The organism is Pseudomonas sp. zfem005 (assembly GCF_032621735.1).
GTDB lineage: Bacteria > Pseudomonadota > Gammaproteobacteria > Pseudomonadales > Pseudomonadaceae > Metapseudomonas > Metapseudomonas solani.
The window spans coordinates 74,621-80,794 of sequence record NZ_JAVYJE010000019.1 but is presented as its reverse complement, the minus strand read 5'-3'; the positions used below and the strand labels follow the sequence as shown (position 1 = coordinate 80,794).

The following is a 6,174-nucleotide window of genomic DNA, read 5'->3' as shown; positions in this document are numbered from 1 at the left end:
CATGGATGGCCCATCGCGCCGGCCCCCAGACGACGCTTGCGGCGAACGCACTTCAGTGCGGCCCGAAGGGCGAGCGTAGCGAGTAACGACGATGGAGTGAGGGAACCCGACGCAGTCGGGCCGGATGATGGGGCAAGCCCTTTTGGTTTCTTTTGGGTGGTTCGGCACCCCGACGACTGCCAAAAGAGACTCGCCCGGGGGGGCGAAACCAGAAACATCACCAGAGCTCGGCAATCAGCTGGACTCAAATCCTCTAGCAACACTTAACGCAGACAGAGCCAATGAATTCGCACACAAAAGCGGAGCGGCGCTACGCACCGCTTGGCGACTGAAGTCGCTCCTACGAGAAGCACATCGCCGATACACGGGGATCACCGCTGCGTAGGGTGGAGGTCGCTCTTTACCTCCACCAGGCGGAGTCGGGTGGGGCACGCCGTCATGCCCGATCGTTCGTTGCCTGGGCCTGGGAGCGGTGGGCTGAAGCTCACCCTACGCCCACCCGCCCACCCGCCGACCCACGCCCAAGCCCACCTACGCCGATCCTGTGCCCACCCAGCGCCCCTGGAACCGGGTGGGCCGGTATTGCTACCAAGGAACTACGAATCTCCGCACTGAGGTGAATTGGCGGGGAGGGCGGGCGAACCAAGAATTCGCGGCAGACCGGGAAATTTTCCCGGATGACAACAACAAGCCCGTAGAGGTAGCCGCAATGAACCCCACCGGTTTCACCCAGCCTTTCGTCCGCACGGCGCTGTTCGCCGCCATGACCCTTGCCAGCCTGTCGGCCTGGGCGGGCGTCACCGACCAGGACATCAGCGATGCCGGCAAGCGCAACGACCAGATCGTGGTCAACGGCCTCAACCAGCAGGGCCAGCGCTACAGCACGCTGGACACGCTCAACACCGACAACGTCAAGGAACTGCGCCCGGTCTGGGCGCTGTCCTTCGGCGGCGAGAAGCAGCGCGGCCAGCAGGCGCAGCCGCTGATCAAGGACGGCGTGATGTACGTCACCGCCTCCTACTCGCGGGTGTTCGCCGCCGACGCGCGCACCGGCAAGAAGCTCTGGCAGTACGACGCGCGCCTGCCCGACGGCATCATGCCCTGCTGCGACGTGATCAACCGGGGCGTGGCCCTGTACGGCGACCTGGTGATCTTCGGCACCCTCGACGCCAAGCTGGTGGCGCTGAACAAGGACACCGGCAAGGTGGTGTGGAAGAAGACCGTGGCCGACTACAAGGCCGGCTACTCCATCTCCGCCGCACCGCTGATCGCCAAGGGCAAGCTGATCACCGGCGTCGCCGGCGGCGAGTTCGGCGTGGTCGGCAAGATCGAGGCCTATGACCCCGCCACCGGCAACCTGCTGTGGAGCCGCCCCACCGTGGAAGGCCACATGGGCTACGTCTACAAGGACGGCAAGGCGGTGGAGAACGGCATCTCCGGCGGCGAAGCGGGCAAGACCTGGCCGGGCGACCTGTGGAAGACCGGCGGCGCCGCGCCCTGGCTGGGTGGCTATTACGACCCGAGCACCGACTCGCTGTTCATCGGCACCGGCAACCCCTCGCCGTGGAACTCCCACCTGCGCCCCGGCGACAACCTGTTCTCCTCCTCGCGCCTGGCGCTGAACCCGGAGGACGGCTCGATCAAGTGGCACTTCCAGACCACCCCGCACGACGGCTGGGACTACGACGGCGTCAACGAGCTGGTGTCGTTCGACTACCAGGATGGCGGCAAGACCATCAAGGCCGCCGGCACCGCCGACCGCAACGGCTTCTTCTATGTGCTCGACCGCACCAACGGCAAATTCATCCGTGGCTTCCCCTTCGTCGACAAGGTCACCTGGGCCAAGGGCCTGGACAAGAACGGCCGGCCCATCTACGACGACGCCCACCGTCCCGGTGCGCCGGGGGATGCGAAGAAGGGCACCTCGGTGTTCGTCGCGCCGTCCTTCCTCGGCGGCAAGAACTGGATGCCCATGGCCTACAGCCAGGACACCGGCCTGTTCTACGTGCCCTCCAACGAGTGGGGCATGGATATGTGGAACGAGGGCGTGACCTACAAGAAGGGCGCGGCCTACCTGGGCGCGGGCTTCACCATCAAGCCGCTGAACGAAGGCTACATCGGCGTGCTGCGCGCCATCGACCCGAAGACCGGCAAGCAAGTCTGGCGTTATGAAAACTACGCGCCGCTCTGGGGCGGCGTGCTGGCCACCAAGGGCAACCTGGTGTTCACCGGCAACCCGGAAGGCTTCCTGATGGCCTTCGACGCCAGGACCGGCAAGAAACTCTACGAGTTCAACACCGGCTCCGGCGTGATCGCCTCCCCGGTCACCTGGGAGATGGACGGCGAGCAGTACGTCACCGTGGTCTCCGGCTGGGGCGGCGCCGTGCCGTTGTGGGGCGGCGAGGTGGCCAAGCGCATCAAGGACCTGGACCAGGGCGGCATGATCTGGACCTTCAAGCTGCCCAAGGACCTGGTGGCCAAGCGCTGACGGAGCGGGCGCGGCGGCCCGGTGCCGCCGCGCTCTGCCCACTCCGGCGGGGTGGATTCACAGCCTGCCTCCTCATCCCCTAGACTGCGCTCCCCGCCGTCAGCGCTGCGTGCCGGCCTCTCGCCCCGAGGAGCGCCCTGCTCGTGATCCGTCTCAGCCTGCTTCCCTGCCTCGTCCTGCTGTCGTGGCTGCTCGCCCTGCCGGCACAGGCCTCCGCCCCCATCGACCTGCGTGACTGGAACCCCGAGCTGCAGCCCATGCACGCGCTGGACGGCGACTGGCGGCTGACCTGGATCGAGCCGGAGCGCGCCGAGCAGCAGGTGCGCATCCCCTTCACCTGGGGCAAGGGCACCCCGACCTTCTGGGGGGAGGTGGGGTTCGGCCGGGTGGAACTGCGCAGCCAACTGCTGCTGCCCGCCCATGCCAGCCAGCTGGCGCTGTACTTCGATGACTTCAAGTCGGCGGCGCGGGTCTGGGTCGACGGTGCCCTGGTGCTGGAGCGCGGGCGGCCGGGCGATGCCGGGGACGAGGTGCCGCGCCTGCAATCGGCCATCGTGCCGCTGCCCCAGGGGCACACGCAGGTGGACATCCGCATCGAGCTGTCCAACCACTTCCACCATGAGGGCGGCATCGACATGGCCGTCAGGGCCGGCACCCTGCAGACGCTGCAGATGGACGCGAGCCGGCAGCGCGCCCTGTACCTGCTGACCGTCGGCGCGGCCTTCATGATGGCGCTGTTCATGGGCCTGCTCGACCGCAGCGCGGCGCGCTCCCTGGGCGGTGCGCCGCTGGCCGCCATGCTGGTGCTGGCCGGGATGCGCGCGGCCTCCAGCGGCGAGCTGCTGGACCACTACCTGCAATGGCCGGCGCTCTGGATCTACCGCATCGAGTACCTGTCCGGGCACCTGTTCGCGCCGGCCTACGGCTTCCTCCTGCTGCGCCTGTTCCCGAGGGAGCTGTCGCGCCGGCTCGTGGTGCTGCTGGCCGGCGTGGGTGTGCTCGGTGCCGCCCTGACGCTGCTGCTGCCCGCGCACTTCTTCACCCTGCTGCGCGACCCCTGTGCCCTGTGGCTGCTGCTCAGCGAGCTGTACTTCCTCGGCGCCCTGCTGCTGGCTGCCAGGCGTCGCCGGGCGGGTGCCCTGTGGGTGCTGCTGGGGATGGTGGTGATGGACGCCACCATCGTCAACGACCTGCTGATGTACTCCTTCAGCGTCTCGACGCTCAATCTCATCCCGGTGGGGGTGCTGTTCTTCCTCCTCTCCCACGGCCTGGTGGTGGGCAGCCGGGTCATCGCCGCGCTGCAGCACAGCAACCAGTTGCGCGACGATCTCCAGCGCCTCAACGCCTCGCTGGAGGCCAGGGTCGACGAGCGCACCCGGGCGCTGGCGGTGGCCCGTGACCAGGCGCTGCACGAGGCGCAACAGTCGCTGGAGCGCCAGGCGATGCTCAGCCACGAACTGCGCACGCCCTTGGTGGCCATCCAGGGGCACCTCCAACTCCTCGATCAGGGCGGGCTGGATGGTCGCCAGCAGCAGCGCATCGAGACCGTACAGAGCGCGGCGCAGAGCCTCACCGACGTGCTCGACGGCCTGATGCTGCTCAGCCGCGCCGAGAAGTTGGAGCTGCCTCCGGCCCAGGCCTTCTCCCCCGTGCGCCTGGCCGAGGAGTGCGCTGCGATCTTCCAGCCCCAGGCCGAGGCGCGCGCCCTGCGGCTGTCGACCGCCTGCGCGGCCGGCTTGCCGGCCTTCGTGCTGGGCAACCCGAAGCCGCTGCGGCAGATCCTCTTCAACCTGCTGGGCAATGCCCTGAAGTTCACCGAGAGCGGGGAGGTGGTCATCCGCCTGGACAGGGACGGCGACGGCCTCCTCATCGAGGTCCGGGACACCGGCCCCGGTATCCGCCCCGAGCTGCAGGCCAGCATCTTCGACGCCTTCGTGCGGGACCCGCTATCCGACCGCCCCGGCATCGGCCTGGGCCTGTACATCAGCGCGCGGCTGGCCGCCCTGATCGGCCGGCAGCTGACCCTGGACAGTGCGCCCGGGCGCGGCACCACCCTGCGCCTGGCGCTGCCCTGGCCGGAGGTCGACGAGCCCGAGCCGGGCGCGGACGAGGTCGCCCAGCTGCAGGGCATGCGCGTGCTGCTGGTGGAGGACGTGGAGATCAGCCGCCTGGTGACCGCCGAGTTGCTGCAGAGCTGGGGCTGCCAGGTCGGCACGGCCAGCTCCGGCCTCGAAGCGGTCGCCGCCTGTCTGGCCACGCCCTACGACCTGGTGCTGATGGACATGCGCCTGCCCGACATCGACGGGCTCGCCGCCAGCCGCAGGATTCTCGAGGGGGCCAGCGGGCCCAGGCCGCTGCTGCTGGCCCTGACCGCCAACGCGGCTGACCTGGACCCCCAGCAGTGCCGGGAGGCCGGCCTGAGCGGCGTGCTGGCCAAACCCCTGCATCGCGAGGCCTTGCTGGCGGTGCTGGAAAACTGGGAGTCGCCCGCCCCGGTGGCCGCGCCGCAGACCGAGGAGCTGTCCCAGGAGCGTCTCGCGATGCTGCGCGGCTGGCTCGGCGCCGCGCTGTTCGATCGTCTCCTGCCGACCCTGTGCACCTCGTTGCGCGAGATACGGGCGTCGCTCGCCTCGCTGCCCGATGGCGGGCGGGGCACCGAGCAACTGGAGGCGCTGTGCCACCGCCTGCGCGGCAGCACGCTCAACTTCGGGCTCGATCAACTGGCCCAGGCAGCGGAGCGTACGCGCCGTCCGGAGCAGGTCCCGGCGTTGCTGGCGGTGCTCGACCGCCATCTGGTGCTGCTCGAGGATCGGCTCGCGGTCGAGGCCGCCATGAGGCGAACTGACGCATGAGGTGGCAACCCGCCAGCGCTTTGAGTCAGAATCCGCGCCGGTCCGAAACAGGGAAAATGGAGTGATGGCCGATAAGCTGGTGGTGGTGGAGGATGCTCCCGAGATCCGCGACATGATGGTGCTCTACCTGCAGAACGCGGGGTACGAGGTGCACGCCACCGATTCGGGGTGGCAATGCCTGGAACTGGTGCAGGCGCAGAATCCGGCGCTGGTGCTGCTAGACATCGGCCTTCCCGACCTGGACGGGCTGACCGTTACGGCGCAGCTGCGGCGCCGCCACCCGCAGCTCGGCATCATCCTGGTGACGGTGCGCGACGAGGACTACGACCGGGTCGTGGGCCTCGATGCTGGCGCCGATGGCTACCTCACCAAGCCGCTGAACCTGAACATCCTCCAGGCTCAGGTGCGCAGCCTGCTGCGCCGCTGTGGCGGGGGAGAGCGGGTCGGCGACTTCAACCTGCACCTGGGGCGTTTTCGCGTGGACCTGCTGCGCCGGCGCATCTACGACCCGCAGGGCCAGGACGTTAACCTCACGCCCGGCGAGTTCGCCCTGCTGATCGGCCTGATCGAGCGGCGCGGCAGCGCCATCAGCCGCCATGATCTGCTCCACTGCGTGCGCCGTGGCCAGGACGCCGACGAGCAGGTCGATGTGCGCACCGTGGATGCGCTGGTGGTACGTCTGCGTCGCAAACTGGAGCTCAACGCCAATCGGCCGCAACTGATCCTGACCGTCTACGGCAAGGGTTACAGGCTGGCGACTGACGACGAGATCGGCGGCGGCCCCGCTCACTAGGCGGGTATGAATGGCCGTTCACAAGCATGAACGGCGTCTCC

At 68.6% G+C, this 6,174-nt stretch carries 3 protein-coding genes; all 3 read left to right on the top strand.

The annotated features are described in order from the left end of the window. The first annotated feature begins 709 nt into the window (after nucleotides 1-709). The 3 genes from RTW82_RS30450 to RTW82_RS30440 all read left to right on the top strand — a co-directional run bounded on the left by RTW82_RS30450 (nucleotide 710) and on the right by RTW82_RS30440 (nucleotide 6,133). The gene (locus RTW82_RS30450; RefSeq protein WP_043241965.1) at nucleotides 710-2,488 is read left to right on the top strand and encodes a methanol/ethanol family PQQ-dependent dehydrogenase; all 1,779 of its coding nucleotides are present in this window, start codon (nucleotides 710-712) and stop codon (nucleotides 2,486-2,488) included. A 143-nt stretch (nucleotides 2,489-2,631) separates the two neighbouring features. Further along, on the top strand, nucleotides 2,632-5,340 hold the full coding sequence (locus tag RTW82_RS30445) for an ATP-binding protein (protein WP_316927414.1): 2,709 nt from the start codon (nucleotides 2,632-2,634) through the stop codon (nucleotides 5,338-5,340). 64 nt (nucleotides 5,341-5,404) lie between these two features. Then, nucleotides 5,405-6,133 (top strand): response regulator transcription factor, encoded by a 729-nt coding sequence (locus tag RTW82_RS30440; RefSeq protein WP_316927413.1) that lies wholly within the window; start codon nucleotides 5,405-5,407, stop codon nucleotides 6,131-6,133. The last annotated feature ends 41 nt before the right edge of the window (nucleotides 6,134-6,174 follow it).